Annotated in this window: 16 protein-coding genes; 6 read left to right on the forward strand and 10 right to left on the reverse strand. The window is 59.5% G+C overall.

The annotated features are described in order from the left end of the window. Nucleotides 1-74: 74 nt before the first annotated feature. The 3 genes from HDE78_RS15630 to HDE78_RS15640 all read right to left on the reverse strand — a co-directional run bounded on the left by HDE78_RS15630 (nt 75) and on the right by HDE78_RS15640 (nt 5764). Nucleotides 75-3800, reverse strand: coding sequence for a glycosyltransferase (locus HDE78_RS15630; RefSeq protein ID WP_179481156.1), 3726 nt, complete (start codon nt 3798-3800; stop codon nt 75-77). Nucleotides 3801-3897: 97 nt separating this feature from the next. Continuing rightward, complete coding sequence (locus HDE78_RS15635; RefSeq protein ID WP_179481157.1) at nt 3898-4356, reverse strand: hypothetical protein; 459 nt, start codon at nt 4354-4356, stop codon at nt 3898-3900. A gap of 112 nt (nt 4357-4468) precedes the next feature. Next, on the reverse strand, nt 4469-5764 hold the full coding sequence (locus tag HDE78_RS15640; RefSeq protein ID WP_179481159.1) for a glycosyltransferase family 4 protein: 1296 nt from the start codon (nt 5762-5764) through the stop codon (nt 4469-4471). A 293-nt stretch (nt 5765-6057) separates the two neighbouring features. Here HDE78_RS15640 and rfbB point away from each other — a divergent pair, with 293 nt between their 5' ends. From rfbB to HDE78_RS15665, 5 genes are read left to right on the forward strand one after another with little or no spacing between them, the layout of a single operon-like run. Then, nucleotides 6058-7107 (forward strand): dTDP-glucose 4,6-dehydratase, encoded by a 1050-nt coding sequence (gene rfbB, locus HDE78_RS15645; protein WP_179481161.1) that lies wholly within the window; start codon nt 6058-6060, stop codon nt 7105-7107. Beyond that, on the forward strand, nt 7104-8009 hold the full coding sequence (gene rfbA, locus HDE78_RS15650; RefSeq protein ID WP_179481162.1) for a glucose-1-phosphate thymidylyltransferase RfbA: 906 nt from the start codon (nt 7104-7106) through the stop codon (nt 8007-8009). Before rfbB ends, rfbA begins: the two co-directional genes overlap by 4 nt. Next, on the forward strand, nt 8006-8563 hold the full coding sequence (gene rfbC, locus HDE78_RS15655; RefSeq protein ID WP_179481164.1) for a dTDP-4-dehydrorhamnose 3,5-epimerase: 558 nt from the start codon (nt 8006-8008) through the stop codon (nt 8561-8563). Before rfbA ends, rfbC begins: the two co-directional genes overlap by 4 nt. After that, complete coding sequence (gene rfbD, locus HDE78_RS15660) at nt 8560-9489, forward strand: dTDP-4-dehydrorhamnose reductase (RefSeq protein ID WP_179481166.1); 930 nt, start codon at nt 8560-8562, stop codon at nt 9487-9489. Before rfbC ends, rfbD begins: the two co-directional genes overlap by 4 nt. Nucleotides 9490-9506: 17 nt before the next feature. Beyond that, nucleotides 9507-10919, forward strand: coding sequence for a mannose-1-phosphate guanylyltransferase/mannose-6-phosphate isomerase (locus HDE78_RS15665; protein ID WP_179481168.1), 1413 nt, complete (start codon nt 9507-9509; stop codon nt 10917-10919). Between the two features lie 51 nt (nt 10920-10970). Here HDE78_RS15665 and HDE78_RS15670 read toward each other — a convergent pair whose 3' ends face one another. From HDE78_RS15670 to HDE78_RS21120, 7 genes are all read right to left on the reverse strand, one after another. Then, nucleotides 10971-11825: a class I SAM-dependent methyltransferase gene (locus HDE78_RS15670; RefSeq protein ID WP_179481170.1), complete on the reverse strand. Its 855-nt coding sequence runs from the start codon at nt 11823-11825 to the stop codon at nt 10971-10973. A 112-nt stretch (nt 11826-11937) separates the two neighbouring features. Beyond that, a complete protein-coding gene (gene glmS / locus HDE78_RS15675; RefSeq protein ID WP_179481172.1) occupies nt 11938-13767 on the reverse strand; it encodes a glutamine--fructose-6-phosphate transaminase (isomerizing) in 1830 nt (609 codons plus the stop codon). Between the two features lie 105 nt (nt 13768-13872). Beyond that, nucleotides 13873-15243: a pyridoxal-phosphate dependent enzyme gene (locus HDE78_RS15680; protein ID WP_179481174.1), complete on the reverse strand. Its 1371-nt coding sequence runs from the start codon at nt 15241-15243 to the stop codon at nt 13873-13875. Nucleotides 15244-15433: 190 nt separating this feature from the next. Further along, on the reverse strand, nt 15434-15661 hold the full coding sequence (locus HDE78_RS15685; RefSeq protein ID WP_179481176.1) for a YdcH family protein: 228 nt from the start codon (nt 15659-15661) through the stop codon (nt 15434-15436). Nucleotides 15662-16019: 358 nt separating this feature from the next. Continuing rightward, entirely contained in the window at nt 16020-16685 is a 666-nt protein-coding gene (locus tag HDE78_RS15690) for a hypothetical protein (RefSeq protein ID WP_179481178.1), read from the reverse strand. Next, a complete protein-coding gene (locus tag HDE78_RS15695; RefSeq protein WP_255457855.1) occupies nt 16682-17269 on the reverse strand; it encodes a DUF4398 domain-containing protein in 588 nt (195 codons plus the stop codon). The genes HDE78_RS15690 and HDE78_RS15695 overlap by 4 nt, the downstream gene beginning before the upstream one ends. A 4-nt stretch (nt 17270-17273) precedes the next feature. Then, entirely contained in the window at nt 17274-17438 is a 165-nt protein-coding gene (locus tag HDE78_RS21120; RefSeq protein WP_255457856.1) for a hypothetical protein, read from the reverse strand. 133 nt (nt 17439-17571) lie between these two features. Here HDE78_RS21120 and HDE78_RS15700 point away from each other — a divergent pair, with 133 nt between their 5' ends. Further along, complete coding sequence (locus HDE78_RS15700; RefSeq protein ID WP_179481182.1) at nt 17572-18684, forward strand: PilT/PilU family type 4a pilus ATPase; 1113 nt, start codon at nt 17572-17574, stop codon at nt 18682-18684. The last annotated feature ends 17 nt before the right edge of the window (nt 18685-18701 follow it).

Consider the following 18701-nt stretch of genomic DNA (forward strand, 5'->3'; position numbering starts at 1 on the left):
TACGGGGATGACAGGCAGGCGTCCAAGGAAGGGATAAACCACATATCGCGCAAATCAGGAGACGGGCCAGTATCTCAAGCAAGCTTCCAAGGTTCCTGCCATTGCTCATGATGGCGGTCGAGAAGCAGGTTAAGCAGCCGATCGGTCGTCTCTTTCCAGCTGAGCGTCGCGTCGGCGCGAGGCTGCTCGGCGGGACGATCCGAGGCGGCCGCGGATCGAAGCGCATCCACCAGAGTAAAAAGCTGTTCTGCATCGAAGTACTCGGCAAATGCGGAGGAAACCTCGCGGAAAACCGGAATATCCCGCGCAATCACGGGCAACCCTTTCTGCGCGGCCTCGACCAGCGGTAGCCCGAAACCCTCGCCTTCCGAAGCCGCCACAAGGGCGCGCGCGACATCGTATAGTTGCGCGAGATATTCATCGCTGGCATGCTCCAGCCAGATCAGCTGGCTTCCAGCATGACTGTGCAAGCGCATTCTGGCCGCTACCTCGTCGGCCATCCAGCCCTGTCGTCCAACGACGACCAGGCAAGCCGCAGAACCCTCTTCCCATAACTCTTCGAAGGCATCCAGCACCAGCGCGTGGCCTTTGCGGGGCTCGACAGTGCCAACCATCAGAAAGGTTGGAGCGGCACGAAGCCGAGCCAGAACCCGCGATGCATCTTCAGGCACGCCCAAACTTGGGCGCGTAGAGTCTGGGTCATTGCCGGGGTAGAAATAGCCCAGGCGTAAGTCGCGCCGACGATTCGGCGGATGTTCGTCGAACCATCGACGCAGATCCTCGGTCACCGACTTCGATATACCAATCAATCCCTCGGCATAACTGCCAATGCACCGAAGCCAGCCGGCATGCATCTCGGCAATACCTTCGGGAAACCGTGCCGGCATCCGCACCGGCAGCAGGTCATAAACCACAAAAAACATCCGAACGCCGCGTACTCGCCAAGCATCAAGCAACGCCGTCTGCGTCGGCAGGATATCCGCCACCCAGTCCAGCCCCAGCAGCAGGTCTCCGGCACGCGGTACTACCTCATCTTCCGGTAATTCGAGCGTGAGGCAATCGAGCAGCTTCAAGCCATAGCGATTGGCCAGAAGATAGCGTCCGCCCTCCATACGCACCGGCTGGATCCGGTAGTGCTTCTGGTCGATCTGAAGCAACGACAGCAGTACGCCACGCACGACACGCTCTATACCGGTATGCAGAACGCTGGACGCCGTTGCCGTGACATCGACGTATAGACTCGGCAACTCCACACGTGGCAGGTTCGCAACCAAGCTACGACGCATGCGGTGCCAGTCCACACTGCCAACGGCGAACGCCTCGGATGTTCGCATCGCCTCCGCCATCAGACGCTGCCGGGAAGCCGAAGGCGAATCGAGCGTGAACTGTTCGATGACATCGCGATAGTGCAAACCTACGGTGGAGGGATGATGCTCTCGCTCAATCCAGCGGGAAGCTTCCTCAGCCAATTCCGCCCGGCGCGATGCATCTTTGCGCAATGACTGCAAAGCGGCCACCAGCTCTGCGTCGCTGAAGCGATCGCCGATCTTCAAGACTACGGTGTCAGGCAACTCATCAGCAGAACCATTTGCATTGACGATGGCAGGAACTCCGTGGCCAAGCACGTCGAAGATGGCTGCAGACGTCTCCCCACGCGAATCGGTCCGCAACTGCACGGCAAGGTCGGCAACTGCCAGATAATCGGCATAGGTATCGGCACTGACAAAGCCTGTGATGCGGATACGCCCGCTACCGCCCACCCGGATGGCTGCCGTCAACGCATCGCCATAGTCACCCCCATGGTTTTCACCGACAAAAACCAAATGACAGCGAACATCTCTGGCCAGCGAAGACTGCAACCATGCCTCCAATAGGCGATGATTCAACTTCGTGGGCGCCAGCATGCCGAAACTGCATACGACGAAATCATCCTGCCCGATACCCAGCAACCGGCGCGCTGCTGGCTGTTGACATAACCTTTGCCCCTGAGGGAAGGGGACGATCCGGAATTTGTCGGCGGCGGCTGGGCCAAAGAAGCGCGCTGCCTGCTGTATGGCATAACGCGAGTGCACGATCACGCCCAGCGCCCCATCAATGACATCGCGATTGATCGGGTAGGTATTCAGTGTCGACGAGCGCCCGTGCATCAAGTCGTGCGAAAGTCCCGCATAACCGTGGCTTTCGTAAAGCATCCGCAAAAAGGCGGCCGCGTCTCCCGCCTGATTCGCCATCCAGTTCCGGGCGGCCCCCAGCCAGGAGTCATGCAATACGACGACTCCCGGATGCTGCTCCAACAGACCGAACATATGGGCATGAAACGGCGAATTGCCGAAGTGGTACAAAACTCTTGCGCAGGGATCTACCTGCTGGCTAAACCAGCGCACTGAGCGGACCGGAAAGTTGGCTTGTATCCATGGATCGACCACCTCTGCCGAGTCGATCACCACGTCAATCACATAGTGGCTAGCCAGCTCACGCAAAAGGCGAGCGCTGTAGTCGGCAATCCCCGAACGTGCAGGCGGCAGTGGCGAGACATAGATCAGCCTAGGCCGTGGTCTAGTACGAAACTCGGTTGTTTTTGAGCGATTCGAAAACCGCTCGATGGCCGCCAGTGCCTTGCGCGCGCTGGCCGGCCAGGTGAACTGAAGCGTCTGTACTTCGGAGTGAGTTCGCAGACTATCGATAAAACCGCTGTCCGAGAGCGCCTGTTGAAGCTTGCTCGCTATCGCGCTCTGGCTGCGCGGATCGAACAATGCATCCGATCGCCCCACCACTTCCGGCAAACTGGCGGCATCCGAACAGATGACTGCGGCTCCACAGGCCATGGCCTCAAGTACCGGAAGCCCCAGTCCTTCGTGCAACGAGGGCGATATGAAAAGCTCGCAGCTCGAATACAGACTGGTCAGGTCGTTGTCATCCAGCGCACCAGTGAAGACGAGATTTGTCCCTGACAGACCGTTCTGACGGCCTATCAGGGCCAGCCTTTTTTTGTCTTCGTCGCTGCAGCGTCCGGCCAGCACCAACTGATGACTTGACCTAGCGGATGCCTGCAGATCGGCAAACGCAGCTATCAACGTATCCACATTTTTGTGACTGTCGAAACCGCCGGCGTAGAGCAGAAAACCCGGATGCAAGTTCCACTGCTGCTTCCATCGATCCCAGGTCATTGCATCTGCTGGACGACGATAGAAAACGGGATCTGCGGCCCCATGTACGACGGCAATGCTATCTGCCTGAATATGCAGATGCTCGACGGCCTCATGACGGGAAGATTCCGAAATTGCCAATAGCAAATCGCAGCGTTTCAGCAAACCCACACGCCGCAAATACCATTCCCGATATAGGGAATTCTGAAGATATCGATGGGAGTGCAAAAAAGGGATCAGATCGTAAAGCGTGGCGACATGCTTGCAATCCGTATGGCCCGAGCCCAGTGCCGCTGTCGAATCATCGCCCCAGCCTTCAAACAGGCTGCTGTGCCAAATGCAGTCCGCCTGCATGCCATCCAGGGCGGCGGCATGTGCGGCCGCCGCGATCCTCTGACTCGACCCATTCCCGACGTGGAAACCGGCTATGCCAACTGGCAACTCATTGATCACCACTCGCCGACGCGGGACAAATTCCTCGAACTGCTCCATCAGGCTGAGCGACGTTTCATTTTCACGCCCATTGAGCAGCAACCAAAGCTCGTGATGCGTCGCCTCTTGAGCAAAGGCTTTCGCCATCGCCAACGTATAGCGTCCGATGCCACGATACCGGCTGTTTGACTGTGCGCCCTGGAGGTCAAGCACGATTTTCATCGGCACCCTTCGGATGTCCATGGAGCGATTGGCGAAGTCTTTCCTACGATCGACAGGGTGAACGAGCCAGTGATTTTAGCCATCGGGAGCAAGTCGATTACGGATACAGTCTGGACCGAGCACGCGCATGAAGAGCCGGTGCAATGCGCGAAAAGGCAGGACCCAGACGCGTGCGACGTATCACCCAACGCACAGCATCCAAGATGACAGGCTTTATGCGCCGCGTTCGCATCGAGAAGTTGCGCAGCGGCGCTGTGATGCGCCAGGAACGGCTAGCCTCCATGGAAGCGCATCTCCGATCGAGTTCGATCAGGGCCTGATGGCATCGCTCAGCCGATTTCTGAAGCGCATGCAAGCGCTTCAGATAATCGTGATTGACCAGCAGCAACGCATCGTGCTCGCTGCGAAGCCGATCGAGGCGATCATGCATCACCGAGCAATCGTTTTCCACTTTCACCAGACGGTTGAGCCGTTGATCGGCGAGCGCCTTCCAATCCAGCATACGCGGCACCCCTGACTCAGCCGTGTCGATCCTCTCGCCATGCTCGTCACTCATGATTCGTATTTCCGTAAGGGCAGTAGCGCCGCACCGTTTATCACCACCAGCGATAGAACAACATTACGCGCTTGAATGAGCAGACTTACGGTAGACCGACATTGAATACCGTTCATATGATCACATCGCGAGAGGCTCCAACGAATCGCAGTCGTTCCGACAAGACACGCATGCAAGCGGCGATAGAAAAATCGCGCGCTATATCGATCGAAGCTTGCGCACCAAGGCGTTTGGCCAGTGCGCGATCATAATGCAAGCTTCTGAAATGATGCGCCGCGTGGCCTGGATCGGGATCGGCCCACTGCTGTCCCTTTGCATGTGGATAGTCGCTCGCCCCAACCGGGATCATCCGATAATTCACCAGACAGCTGTTTGCCGGTGTCATGAACTCCATATTCCCCGAATAGGCCGTTGCCACCACCGGCTTGCCCATGCACATGGCTTCGGCGATGCCGAGACCAAAACCTTCGCTGCGATGCAATGAGACGTAAACATCGACACAGCGGTGCAACGCCTGAAGATGAGCCCGCTCAAGCATGTCATCGCGAATGATAATGCGTCGGTCCACCGATGCCGCTGCCAGCAGCTGAATCAGCTGCGGCGCATGGCGATGCCCGTTGCTGGATTTGATCAACAAGGTCACTTTCTCATCGCCCCGGGGGAAAGCAAGGCAAAAAGCCTCAATCACCGCCCGGGGATTTTTTCGCGCGATCGTTGAATTGAAATCAAAGGCGCAAAAGTAGATGTAGCTGTCTTCATCAAGACCAAAGTGGCTTCGCTGCAGGCCACTATCCTCACCCGGCACGACGGGCAAAGGCACGCGCGTCACTGGCTTGTTGCAAACCCTGCGAATGGATTGTTCGACGAAGGCCGAAGACACCATCACTTCGTCAACGTCATCAAGCGCGTGCAGCCATCCCTCAGGAAAATTCTCCAGCTCCCAGAACCAAAATCCGATCACATGCTGTCGGGATGTGGCATCTCGACCGATGCTTATTTGGGTATCTTTCCAGTGATCGGGATTGACAAAAATAAGGTCATGCGTGAACCGGACCGCCCCGCCAAGGTGGGGAGCCAGCGTATTGTCGTTGCGCTCATGCGGAATATCGATATCGACATCGTGGATGGCAACCGGATATCCCGACACAAGCATGGCGTTTGCATAAAGCCTCGCGCATTCTCCTAGGCCGAGCCAGCGGGAAAAATAGCCATATAGGTTGATACCCGCACTACTGTCATACCGCCATTTGTTAAACGAATCAGAGAGCGTCGGGGCCTGCGCCAATGCTGAACGTTTCAACCACTCACCTGTACGCCGAAATCGGAGCGCATCCACGGCCGATCGCTCCAGCGCTTGGCGCATCGAGTGTTTGAAGGAAAAAGGCAGCAACCGGCGCACGGGAGCCATGAAAGCACTCGATGCCGCCCGAATCAGCAGCGCACGCAATGGGGAACGTATCGATTGGCGTTGTGTCAACGGCAAACTACCTCAGCAAAACTGAAACTTGAGCAATATACGCATCGCTCCAAGTGGAGCGGTCATGATAATTACGAAAACGGCTTGACCTGATACACGCCGAGGTTCGGAAATTTTGCGTTTTTAAATTATCCGGCGTGAACAAACCCCGCAAGACCAGAAGAAGCACGCAGCGCGGCACGCCCTCCTATGTCAAAATGGCCAAGTTGACCTTGGAGATATAGATGAAAACATTGCTGGTCACCGGTGGAGCCGGGTTCATCGGGGCAAATTTTGTCCTGCAGGCTGTCAGCGACGGGCTGACGGTCGTCAATCTTGACAAACTTACCTATGCGGGTAATCCCGACACCCTATCCTCGTTGCAGCATAATCGCCAGCACGTCTTTGTACAGGGCGATATCGGCGACCGTGAGCTTGTGGCCAGACTCCTTGCAGAGCATCGGCCGGATGCTGTGGTCAACTTTGCTGCCGAGTCGCACGTCGATCGGTCAATAGACGGCCCTGCCGAATTCGTGCAAACCAACGTCGTTGGCACCCTCGCGCTGTTGGAGAGTGCGCGCGACTATTGGCGCGGCCTTGATGAGACTAAACGCGACGCATTTCGTTTCCTGCACGTATCGACCGATGAGGTCTACGGCTCGCTGGGCGCCGAGGGCAGTTTCACCGAGCAGACCGCCTACGCTCCCAATTCGCCCTACTCCGCGTCGAAAGCCGCCTCCGATCATCTGGTACGTGCGTTTCATCACACCTATGGCCTGCCCACGCTGACGACCAACTGTTCGAACAATTACGGCCCTTACCAGTTCCCTGAAAAGCTCATCCCGCTGATCATTCAAAAGGCGCTGGCCGGGGAGGCGCTTCCGGTGTACGGCGATGGCCTGAATATCCGCGACTGGCTATATGTCGGCGATCACTGCAGCGCGATTCGTCGCGTACTGGGCTCTGGACGTGTGGGAGAAACCTATAACGTCGGCGGCAACGCAGAGCGTGAAAACATCGTCGTGGTGAAAGTTATCTGTGGGCTGCTGGACGAACTCCAGCCGCTGACTGATGGGCGCACGCGCGAATCGCTGATCACCTACGTGAAAGATCGTCCTGGGCACGATCGCCGTTACGCGATCGACTCGAGCAAGCTACAAAACGAACTCGGCTGGAGGCCGTCGCAGACGTTTGAAACAGGAATTCGCGAAACTGTCGATTGGTATCTATCGCACCAAAACTGGACCCAGCGCGTACTCGATGGCAGCTACCGCATGGAGCGCCTTGGCTCGTGAAGACCAATACCGTCAATCAGACCGAGAAAGGCATCATTCTAGCGGGCGGTTCCGGCACTCGGCTTTATCCCATTACGCGCGCCGTCAGTAAGCAACTGCTGCCGGTGTACGACAAGCCGATGATTTATTACCCGCTGGCGACCCTGATGCTGGCGGGCATTCGTCAGATATTGATGATCAATACGCCGCATGAGCAAGCGATGTTTCAACGCTTGCTAGGCGATGGCTCGCAATGGGGTATCGATATTCACTACGCCGTACAGCCGTCACCCGATGGGCTGGCACAAGCTTTTACTATAGGTCGCGATTTCGTCAACGGCAAATCCAGTTGCCTGGTGCTTGGCGACAATATTTTTTATGGCGTCGGCTTGAGTGAACAACTTCATCGCGCGGCTTCGCGCGACCGTGGCGCCACCGTTTTTGGTTATTGGGTGAAAGACCCCGAGCGTTACGGAGTGGCGGAATTCGACGCCACGGGCAAGGTCATCGGCCTGGAAGAAAAGCCGGGCCAGCCAAAATCGCACTATGCCGTCACTGGCCTCTATTTTTACGACGGTCGCGTATGCGATTACGCTGCCGATCTCAAGCCATCGCACCGTGGTGAGTTCGAAATCACCGATCTCAATCGCTGCTACTTGGACGACGGATCGCTGCATCTGGAGCAATTGGGCCGCGGCTTCGCGTGGCTGGATACGGGCACCCATGACTCCTTGATGGAAGCAGGCAACTACATTCAGACCATCGAAAATCGACAGGGGCTCAAAGTGTGCTGTCCCGAAGAAATTGCCTACAACAACGGCTGGATCGACGCGGAGCAGTTGCTGAAACTGGCCGCCCCGCTGATCAAGACTGGCTATGGCCAGTATCTGCAGCAACTGACCCGTCAAGAGTACGCCCGATGAAAGTGATCGAAACCACGTTGCCCGGGGCGCTGATTCTGGAGCCACAGGTGTTTGGCGACAGCCGCGGTTTTTTCTATGAGAGCTATCATCAAGCCCGTTATCGAGACGCCGGCGTCCTAGGAGACTTCGTCCAGACCAATGTCTCGCGCTCAGCCAAGGGCGTATTGCGCGGTCTCCACTATCAGTGGCCGAAGCCACAGGGCAAACTGGTCAGCGTTCTCGAAGGTGAGGTATACGATGTCGCCGTCGATATCCGGCGTGGCTCGCCGAATTTCGGACAGTGGGTCGGCGTAATGCTCACGGCCGACAATCACCGCCACTTCTGGATACCGGAAGGTTTTGCACACGGCTTCTGCGTGCTGTCGGAATTTGCCACGTTTACCTACCAGTGTACCGCGCTATATGACCCGGCGGCGGATGCCGGCGTTCGCTGGAACGATGCAGATATCGGCATCGACTGGCCTGTAAGTGAGCCCCTGTTATCCGATAAGGATGGCAAGACGCCGCTGCTGAAAGATATTGCAGACGATCGACTGCCGGTGTTTCAACAGTGAGGATCCTGCTGCTTGGCGGCAACGGACAATTGGGCCGTAGCTTTATCGGCGAAAGCAACCTTGCCGCTCGCGGCGAATTGGTCGTCGCCAGCCGTGACGGCACGCTGGTAGATGGTGGCCGAGCCGAGATCGGCGATCTTTCTGCGCCAGAAGCACTCGCTGCCTTGCTTGATCGAGTGCAGCCGGAGATCATCGTGAACGCCGCCGCGTACACCGCGGTCGATCGCGCCGAGCAGGAAGAAGAATTGGCTGATCGCGTGAATGGTCAAGCGGTCGGCGAAATCGGGCAGTGGGCCGTCGCTCATTCGGCGAAGGTCATTCACTATTCCACCGATTACGTTTTCGACGGGCTGCAATCTCAACCGTACGCCGTGGATGCGCATACAGCGCCGCTCGGCGCTTATGGACGCAGCAAACAGCGCGGGGAACAGCTACTGCGCGACAGTGGCGCGGACCACATTATCCTGCGCACCGCGTGGGTCTATGCCGCGCACGGGCAAAACTTTTTGCGCACCATGCTTCGTTTGGGCAGCGAGCGCGATGAATTGCGCGTCGTTGCCGATCAGCACGGAGCGCCTACCGATACAACACTCATCGTCAAAGGCAGCCTCGCGGCACTTGACCGGTGGCTATCGGATGATGACGGACACATTAAAGGTGGCACCTATCATCTGGTTTCCAGCGGCGAAACCACGTGGCATGGCTTTGCTGAAGCGATCTTCGACACTGCCATGAGCTTGGGAATACTGGCTCGCCGGCCCAAGGTCACGTCAATTTCCAGTGCCGAGTTCCCCACCCCAGCCGCTCGGCCGGCTTGGTCACTTCTGGATAACCGCGGTTTTCAGGAGAGCTTCGACTTCAGCTTGCCCGATTGGCAGCAAGGCCTGCATGAGGTCATGTCGAAGCTTGCTGTTTCCAGCCACTGATTCGGGGCCCGGCAACCATGTTGATTCCACTGATCCTCAGCGGCGGTAGCGGCACTCGGTTATGGCCAGTGTCGCGCAAAAACCTGCCGAAGCAATTTCTCGCCCTGGCCGGCAAGGGCACCTTGTTCCAGCAAACGCTGCAACGGACGCGACAACTGCCTGACCTGGCTGCGCCCATCGTCGTGGCTAGCGATGACCATCGCTTTCTAGCCGCGGATCAGCTGCTCGAACTGGGTATCGATAATGCAACGATCGTGCTCGAGCCGCTGGCGCGCAACACCGCCCCGGCGATCGCCCTGGGCGCCCTGCAGGCATTGCGGCGCGGCGGCGATCCTTTGCTGCTGGTGCTGCCCGCGGACCACCTGATCGGCGACACGGACGCCTTCTTGAATGCGGTACGGCAAGCCACGCCTCTGGCCGAACAGGGCTGGTTGGTAACCTTCGGCATTCGCCCGGATCGACCCGAAACCGGCTTCGGCTATATACGGCGTGCGCAGGCGATCAACGTAGACGGCTACCAAGTGGGGCAATTCGTTGAGAAGCCCGATCTGGCGACAGCTGAGTCTTATCTAGCCGATGGACGCTACGACTGGAATTCCGGCATGTTCCTGTTCAAGGCATCGCGTTACCTGGAGGAACTGGCACAGCATGCGCCGACGATGCTGGCTGCGGTACGCGACGCCGACGCGAAGACGACGGCCGATCTGGATTTTGTGCGGATCGATCAGGAAGCTTTTTCTCTGGTGCCGGATCGCTCGATCGACTATGCCGTGATGGAAAAAACCCTGCGCGCAGCGGTTATTCCGGTGAGTTGCGGCTGGAGCGACATTGGCTCATGGTCAGCACTTTGGCTGACCGGGGAAAAGGACGCCGACGGCAACTTGAGCGAAGGCGACACGCTGAGCATCGATAGCCATAATTCCCTGCTGCGTTCGCATGATCGCCACCTGCTGGCCACGGTCGGCATCGATGATCTGATCGTGGTGACCACGCCAGACGCCACACTGGTCGCCCACCGCAGCGCGGCACAGGACGTAAGGCGTGTCGTGGAGCAGCTGAAGGCATCCAGCCGCACCGAGCACTCGCTGCACCGTGTCGTGCACCGGCCATGGGGAAGCTACGACTCACTAGAATCGCGTGACCGTTTTCAGGTCAAGCGCATCGTGGTCAAGCCGGGGGCCGCGCTGAGCCTGCAAAAGCATCATCATCGCGCCGAACACTGGATCGTGGTGTCGGGCACCGCAGAGGTGACATGCGATGAAAAAGTTTTCCTGCTCGCTGAGAATGAAAGCACCTATATTCCCCTTGGAAGCGTGCATCGTTTGCGCAACCCTGGCAAGGTAGTTCTGGAATTGATCGAGGTGCAATCGGGCAGCTATCTCGGGGAAGACGACATCGTGCGTTTTGACGATGTCTACGGTCGATCCTGAAAAGACCCAGAGTTACTTCAGCCAGTGTGATCAACCACCGTCCATCGGAGATCAGAGGGACATATCAACCTGGGGCTTGCGGGCAATGATCAGCTGGCTCTTGGGCATGAACTGGTCGAGTTTCCGCTTTAGCTCCAACCCCCGCCGTGTCTTGAGCACCATTTTCCAGGTCGTGTTCCAGTTATCCAGAATGGGATGGCTCTCGCCCAGCTCGACGCCACAAGCCCAGAAAAGTGCCCACCACATACCCCAATAGAATCCGTAATAGGTCTGTTCCTGGACGATCAGTCCGGCCTGGCGAACCATCTCGGCGAACTGCTCTCTTTCGATAATGCGGATGTGATTCGGCTTTTCGAAATAAGAATCGGGCGCAACATGTTTCTGCATCGCCTCATGCAACGGATCGGGTACCGTCAGCAAATAGATCGCTCCGGGCTTGCCGATCCTGACCAGTTCGGACAATACCCGACTCGGATCGTCGACATGCTCCAGTACCTCGGAGCAGATCACGCGAGTGGCTATGCCATCGGCCAGCGGCAGCGGATCCGAGTCGCTGACGTGGGTCGCGTGAGCTCTCGCTGACGAATTCACCAAGCGGGCAGCAATGTCGGCAATGACATTGGCATCGATATCCACCGCGACGACTTCCGCGCCGCGTTGGGCACAAAACAAAACTGCGCCACCGTCGCCACAGCCCACATCAACCACTACGTCGTCGGCGCTGATGTGAACACCGCGAAATACTTCATCGCTGTCGTTTAGATACCAGCCGCTGAGCCCGGCATCGACCAGACCTAGCCAGCTGACGTCGAATTCGGGGATCCCGGTTTCGGAGTTCGCGGAGCCGGCTTTCTGATCCGGCAAAGGGAAATCCTCAGCATTCGGACTATCGACATGCTCTTTCAACGATCCGCCCTCTCGGCAGCTACGAAAATGCGGCGCGTCTTACTCATGCGAAATTTCTCGGACGGGTATTGCCTGTCTCACTCGCCAGACCCCATCGGCACTTCAATCCACCTCACTCCACTGTCACCGATTTAGCCAGGTTTCGCGGCTGGTCGACATCGGTGCCGCGCAGTACGGCAACATGATAAGCCAGTAGTTGCAGCGGCACGGTAAATACGGCTGGAGCGATGAAACTGCCGCCGGCGTCGACGCGCAGCATGGCGCCGTAAGTGGCCATATCGTCCATGCCGGCGGCGCCATCGGCGAAGACGATCAGCCGGCCGCCACGAGCGCGGACTTCCTGCAGGTTGGATTTGAGCTTGTCGAGCAGCGGACCGTTGGGCGCGACGGCGACCACCGGCATATTTTCGTCGACCAGTGCCAGCGGCCCGTGCTTGAGTTCGCCGGCGGGATAGGCCTCGGCGTGGATGTAGGAAATTTCCTTGAGCTTGAGCGAGCCTTCCAGCGCCACCGGATACTGCGCCCCCCGGCCGAGGAACAGCGCGTGCTCGTGATGAATGAATTCGCCGGCCAGCGCCATGATCGCGGGCTCAAGCTTCAGCGCGTTTTCGATCGCGCGCGGGAGGTGCTGTAGTTCAGTGCAAAGACTGGCATAGCGATCGGGATCCAAGCCGTTGCGGCGAGCCAACTCCAATGCCAGCAGCGCCAATGCGGCAAGCTGCGTGGTGAAGGCCTTGGTCGAGGCGACGCCGATTTCGGGGCCGGCGCGCGTCATCAGCTTTAGGTCCGCTTCGCGCACCAAGGACGACTCGGGCACGTTGCAGATCGCCAGTGTGCCGAGGTAGCCACGCCGGCGTGACTCGCGCAGCGCGGCGAGCGTGTCGGCGGTTTCGCCGGACTGCGAGATAGCGACAAAGAGCGAGTCCGCCGGCACCACCGCATCGCGGTAGCGATACTCGCTCGCCACTTCGACGCTGACGGGTAAACGCGCGTATTCCTCGATCCAATATTTGGCCACCAGGCCGGCGTGATAGCTGGTGCCGCAGGCGATGATGTGCAGGGCGCGGGTGCGCTGCAGCAGCACGTCGCTGTCGATGCCGAAGATATTCGGCAGCACGCCTTTCGGACCGATGCGTGCTTCGAGCGTGTCGGCCACCGCGCGCGGCTGCTCGAAGATTTCCTTCTGCATGTAGTGGCGATATTCGCCACGCTCCACCGCATCGGAAGACAGCTCACTCTCATGCACCGCGCGTTGAACCGGGCTACCGTCGAGACCGTAGACGTGCACGCTGTCGCGGGTGATCTCGACCACATCGTCCTCGTCGAGATAAAGCATCTTGTTGGTTACCTGAATCAGCGCCTGCGCATCGGAGCCGAGAAAGTTCTCGCCGATGCCCAGGCCGACCAGCAGCGGCGCACCCCGGCGGGCGCCGACCACGTGGCCGGGTTCGTCGCGGCTGATCACTGCGATCGCGTAAGCGCCTTCGAGACTGCGCACTGTGGCGAGCACGGCTTCGCGCAGATTCATGCCTTGCAGGATATGGCGCTCGATCAGAGCGGCCATCACTTCGGTGTCAGTTTCCGAGGTGAACACGTGACCGCCCGCTTGCAGCTCGCTGCGCAGGCTGACGTAATTCTCGATGATGCCGTTATGCACGAGGGCGACGCGTCCAGCGACATGCGGATGCGCGTTGGCTTCGTTCGGCACGCCGTGTGTGGCCCAGCGCGTGTGCGCAATGCCGGTGCCACCGGGGAACGGATCGGCGAGATACAGCGCTTCCATCTCGCGCACCTTGCCCTTGGCCCGCACGCGCCGAAGCGTGCCGTGGTCGAGCACGGCCACGCCGGACGAATCGTAGCCGCGATATTCTAGCGCCTTCAGTCCGACGATCAGCAGCGGCGCAACATCACGCTGGGCGGCGGCAGCAACGATTCCACACATGGGCGACCTTGATGGTTTGACGGAGCGCGCGGCTCCCTTGAAGTACTGAGTTTGGCGAGCGCGCATTGCTGCCAGCTTTCATCCTTGCACCGGCCAGCAACGCCGCTAGTTCACCTTGCGCCGCAGATAATTCAACAGATCGATGCGGGTGATCAGGCCGAGAAACTGATCGCCATCGACCACGATCGCCACGTGACCGCGCTCGAACACCGGCAGCAGCGATTCGATCGGTTCGCTGACGGGCAGCATCTGCAGGTTGCTCATCATCGCGGTGGATACCGGATCGCGGAAGCGCGTCTCGTCGGCGTGCACGTGCATCAGCACGTCCGACTCGTCGACGATACCGACCAGCTTGTGACCGTCCATGACCGGCAGCTGCGACACGTCGTACAGCTTCATGCGGTTGTAGGCAGTGATCAACAACTCGTGCGGGCCGATCACCACGGTGTCTCGCTGCGCGAACGGACGCAGCAGCAGGTCGCGCAGATCGCCCTGCGGCTCACGCTCGAGGAAACCGTTGTCGAGCATCCAGTAGTCGTTGTACATCTTGGACAGATACTTGTTGCCGGTATCGCAGACCAAGGTCAGCACGCGCTTGTGCCGGGTCTGCTCGCGGCAGTATTTCAGCGCCGCCGCCACCAGCGTACCCGTGGACGAGCCGCCAAGGAGTCCTTCCTTCGCCAACAGCTCGCGTGCCGTCAGAAAGCTTTCCTTGTCGGTGATCGCGAAGGCCTTGGTCACCCGGGTGAAGTCGCTGATCGACGGCAGGAAATCCTCGCCGATGCCTTCGACCATCCAACTGGCCGATTTAGTCGAGAGTGTGCCCTCATTGATGTACTGGGTCAGGATCGAGCCGACCGGGTCGGCCAGAATCAGCTCGGTGTGCGGCGAGTGCTCGGCGAAGTAGCGCGACAGACCGGTGATGGTGCCCGACGAGCCGCAGCCGACGACGACCGCATCCACGTTGCCGTCCATCTGTTCGAGCATTTCCGGACCGGTGGTCTGAATATGCGCGGCCGGGTTGTCCGGATTGCCGAACTGGTTGATAAAATACGCCCCGGGCGTTTCCTGCGCGATGCGCTCGGCCATGTCCTGGTAATACTCGGGGTGACCCTTGGCGACGTCCGAGCGGGTCAGCACCACTTCGGCGCCCATCGCCTTGAGATTGAAGATTTTCTCCCGGCTCATCTTGTCCGGCACCACCAGAATCAACCGATAACCCTTCTGCTGCGCGACCAGAGCCAGCCCGAGTCCGGTATTGCCCGCCGTACCCTCGACCAGGGTGTCGCCGGGCTTGATCTTGCCGGCCTTCTCGGCGCCCTCGACCATCGACAGGCCGATACGATCCTTGATCGAGCCGCCCGGATTGGTGCTTTCGAGCTTGAGAAACAGCTCGCACAGCCCGGTATCCAGCCGCTGCGCACGCACCACCGGGGTACGTCCGATCAGTTCGAGAACACTCTGGTGGACCGTCATGAAAACTCCGCGAAAGGCTGGGCCGACACGTGCTGCGGCGGCCCGAAAAGACGGCCATGATAACCGAGCCACGCGAATGCCCGCTCGCAGCGTCCAAACGCAGCGGCCCCGGCCTCTCCAGTCGCGCGGAGAACCGCGGCCAGGGTTTCGTCGAGTCAGGCGGTATGTGATGACTCGCGCACAGCGCGAATCAGTGGATGAGCGGTGCCCTGGCTGCCCACATGCGCTCCAGCCGCACTTTCGCCTGCAGCTTCTCTTTTTTCATGCTGCTGAGAGTGGCGTCGTCGATCGGGAGTACGCCGATATCGGCGTCGTGCACCTTGCTGTCCAGATGCTGATGGTGCTGGTAGAGCCGGCGAAACTCGGCGTCTGTTTTCATCAATGCTTCGACATCATCGCGATGCTGGTTTTCGAACATGATCCGACCTCCTTGGGAGTGGATGAGCGGATGCCCTGAAACCGGGCATCCGCCAATGCGTGGAATACCTGCCGCGGCTTGTTTGGTAGCGGGCTGGATTGACCACCGATGCAAAACCAAACCTTCAGCAAATCAAGCATTGCCCATACTGGGAAAGCCGCGATGGGAATTCGACCGTACTCCGCCCACCTGGAGCGCGCAAGTTGGCCGCTTCGAGGCGTGGATGGCATATGGCCTGGGCCGAATCAGGCGCGCAAGCAAACGCTGTATACAGGCCGCCAAAGCTGGCGCTGCATGCAACAACGAGAAAACGCTCGATACAGGTATTGCGTGGCGGACAAGGCCGCCACGCGTCGTTTCACTGCTGATCGTCCGCCGGCGGCTTCTTGGCTTTTTTATGCGTCGCCGGTGCAGGCGTATCGGACGACGACGAGTCGCCCTGCATCTGCGAGCGCATTGCCTTGGCCGCCTGCGCGGCCAGCGCAGCCTCACGCTTGGCGGCACCGGCAACCTTGCTCTGGGCAGCAGCGAGCTTCTTCGCCTGATCTGCCTCGGCACGGGCTTGTTCGGCGGCCTGCGAAGCGGCTTCGCCCTGCTGCTGCAGGCGGGCGGACTCTTCCTGCGCCAGCTGGTACTGCATGCGCTGGCGCTCCAGCTCGCGCTGCGCGATGTCGGCCTCGTTGCGGCTGTTCTCGAGCAGGATCTGATCGTGCTCACGATCCAGCTGGGTCGATTTGACCTGGGCGTCCTGCAACTGTGCGGCCGCTCTGGCCAGATCGACGCGACGTTCGGCCAGATAGAGATCGTGCGCGCGATCGCGCGACTTGGCCTGAGCCAGCCGATTGATCGCGTCGCGCGCGCGCGCCTGCTCTGCCTGCGCGTAGCTGCCGAGTACAGGATCGCTGGCCAGCTGGTCGAGGTTGCCGTTCAGGCGGTTGATGTCGATATCGTCGTTCTTGGCATGCGCACCGGCGGCGGCCAAGGCCATTGCCGCGGCGGCAAAGGTAACCGTGAAACGCCTCATGGATGGCCTCCCTGGTTGCCGGTATCGGGGTTGTTCGAATCCGCTGGCTGACCCGACGCAGGCGACTGGCCTGGTTGCGGCAGCGTTTGGTCGGGCAAGGTCTGCTGTTGCTGTTCTGGCATCGTCTGGAAGCCGCCACCCTGCGAAGGCTGGGAAAGCGTTGACGAAGACGGCGCCGGCATATCCGGCGGCGGCGGCGTCGGGATGCTGCTCGATGTCGCGCCGGCCGGATCGGCCTGTTGCTGCTGTTGTTGTTGCTGGAGCTGCTGTAGCTGGGCCTGTTCCTGCTGTTCGCGCTGCGCAGCCGCCGCTACCACCTGCTGGCCTTCGGCGCGAAGGCTGGCGTTTTCCTGCGTCTTGTTCTGGATCTGCGACCGTGCCGCGGCAAGGCGCGCCTTGGCGGTCGCCAACTCGGCGTCGGCGCGGGATTCTTCGGCCAGATTTTCCGCGTCGGCATATTTGCGATTGGCGAATGCCGCCTGCGCCTGTTGGAACTTGTCCTGGGCAAAACCCAGATCGACCGGCGCGTAATCCGCCGCGCCGGCATCGCGCGCGCTCTGCAGACGAGCCTGCGCCTCGTTCATCGAGTCATTCGGCGGCGGCGCGGAAGCGCAGCCGCCCAAAGCAAAGACCAGGGCCAACAGCGCCGTGGCTGCCGGAAGGCGGCTCGTAGAACCAGCCGTTCGGAAAAAGATGTGCACCATCACATTCCTCATAGAGTGTCGCGACGTATTGTGGGCGGGCATAATCCATGATTGCAACGCGCAATTTCTCGACGCGTCGCCTTGATGCATCATTTACACGCACAATGGCTACATAGCGTGAGATTACGCAAGGTCGAATCAGGCGATCATCGTAACCGGCGCATTCCTAACAGGGGCTAGACGTGGATATCGGTTACTTCCTCAAGCTGATGGTAGACAAAGGTGCGTCGGACATGTTCCTGACCACCGGCGCACCGGTGAATATCAAGGTCGAGGGCCGGCTTTACCCGCTGGGCAATACCGGGCTGCCCGCCGGCATGGTCAAGAAGATCGCCTATTCGCTGATGGACGAGGGCCAGGTGCCGCAGTTCGAGCGCACGCTGGAACTGAACATGGCGCTGGCCGTGAAGGAGGCGGGCCGCTTCCGCATCAACGTGTTCAAGCAGCGCGGCGAAGTGGGCATGGTGATTCGCGCGATCAAGAGCGAGATTCCCAGCGTCGATCAACTGCAGCTGCCGAATATCTTCCGCGACCTGATCATGGAGCCGCGTGGGCTGATTCTTGTCGTCGGCGCCACCGGTTCGGGCAAATCGACCACGCTGGCGGCCATGATCGACCATCGCAATATCCATTCGCCTGGCCATATTCTGACTATCGAAGACCCGATCGAATATCTGCATCGGCACAAGAAATCGATCGTCAACCAGCGCGAAGTGGGCCTGGACACGCACAGCTACAACGAGGCGCTGAAAAACGCGATGCGCGAGGCGCCCGACGTGATCATGATCGGCGAGATCCGCGATACCGAAACCATGGAAGCGGCGATCGCGTTTTCCGAAACGGGCCACCTGTGCCTGGCCACCCTGCACTCGAACAACGCCGACCAGACGCTGGAGCGCATCCTCAACTTCTTCCCCGAGGCCTCGCACAAGAACGTGTTGATGAACCTGGCGCTGAACCTGCGCGCCGTGATCAGCCAGCGCCTGGTGGTGGGCAAGGACGGCCGGCGCATTCCCGCGGCCGAGGTGCTGCTGAACACGCCGCTGATCCGCGACATGATCCGCCGCGGCCAGATCCACGAAATCAAGGAGGCGATGGATCGCAGCCTGCAGGAAGGCATGCAGACCTTCGATCAGTCTCTGTACCGGCTGTACAAGGATGGCCGGGTGTCGCTGGAGGAAGCGCTCAACAAGTCCGATTCGCGCGATGGCCTGTCGCTGAAGATTCGACTGGCCGAAGGCGGTACGGACAACCAGGAACTGGCCGGCAACGACCCATACGGCATGGGCTTTTGAGGAGCCTGCTTCCAGGT

The organism is Rhodanobacter sp. K2T2 (assembly GCF_013408815.1).
GTDB lineage: Bacteria > Pseudomonadota > Gammaproteobacteria > Xanthomonadales > Rhodanobacteraceae > Rhodanobacter.